This is a genomic window from Thalassotalea sp. G20_0, from assembly GCF_017744175.1.
Lineage (GTDB): Bacteria > Pseudomonadota > Gammaproteobacteria > Pseudomonadales > Endozoicomonadaceae > Endozoicomonas.
Map to the genome: position 1 here is coordinate 1 of NZ_JAGHQV010000377.1, position 704 is coordinate 704.

Consider the following 704-nt stretch of genomic DNA (forward strand, 5'->3'; position numbering starts at 1 on the left):
CAGCTGTGCATGATACTATGCAGGAGTGCATAAATATTACTTCATAATGCGGCAATTTGCGACATTTGCCGCACCTTGCTACATTCTAAAAACCACAATGCAGGAGTCTTATGATGAGTAACCAGAGTGTGCGCCTTGACCCGGCTCTGATGGAGCGGGCCGCCATTATTGCCAAGGCATTGAACCGGACCACGCCGAAACAGATTGAACACTGGGCCAGGATTGGCGAGATCATGGAGGATAATCCGGATCTCCCTTATGAGTTCGTGAAACAGGCATTGATAGCCAAAGCCGAGCTGGAAGCGGGCAAACTGGAGCCCTACCGTTTTGACTGACACCATTGACGTGGTAACCACGCCCACATTCCGCAAAGCGGTCAAAAAACTGAAGCCCAACCAGAAAGCGGATCTGGACAATGCCATCCGGCAGTTGATGGCCGCTCCGCTGCAGGGGGAGCAGAAGAAAGGTGACCTGGCCTTTATGCGGGTGTTCAAGTTCAACATGGCCAAACAGTTGACCCTGTTGGCTTACAGCTATGACGATCACCGGTTGATCCTGGAGCTGATTACCCTGGGAAGCCATGGGAATTTCTACCGAGATCTCAAACGTCTGTTCTGATCATTTCCTACTGTTTTTTCCTTTTCAGTTCCTTCTCCAACTCATACTGCAGCCGATTGCAGTTCAGTGAACGCAGGAACATCACC

The 704-nt window shown here is 50.6% G+C and carries 2 protein-coding genes; both read left to right on the forward strand.

The genetic code is table 11. From position 1 onward, the window contains the following. The first annotated feature begins 110 nt into the window (after positions 1-110). Positions 111-335: a TA system antitoxin ParD family protein gene (locus J7438_RS26590; RefSeq protein ID WP_286196969.1), complete on the forward strand. Its 225-nt coding sequence runs from the start codon at positions 111-113 to the stop codon at positions 333-335. Beyond that, positions 328-618 (forward strand): type II toxin-antitoxin system RelE/ParE family toxin, encoded by a 291-nt coding sequence (locus J7438_RS26595; protein ID WP_209279031.1) that lies wholly within the window; start codon positions 328-330, stop codon positions 616-618. Before J7438_RS26590 ends, J7438_RS26595 begins: the two co-directional genes overlap by 8 nt. The last annotated feature ends 86 nt before the right edge of the window (positions 619-704 follow it).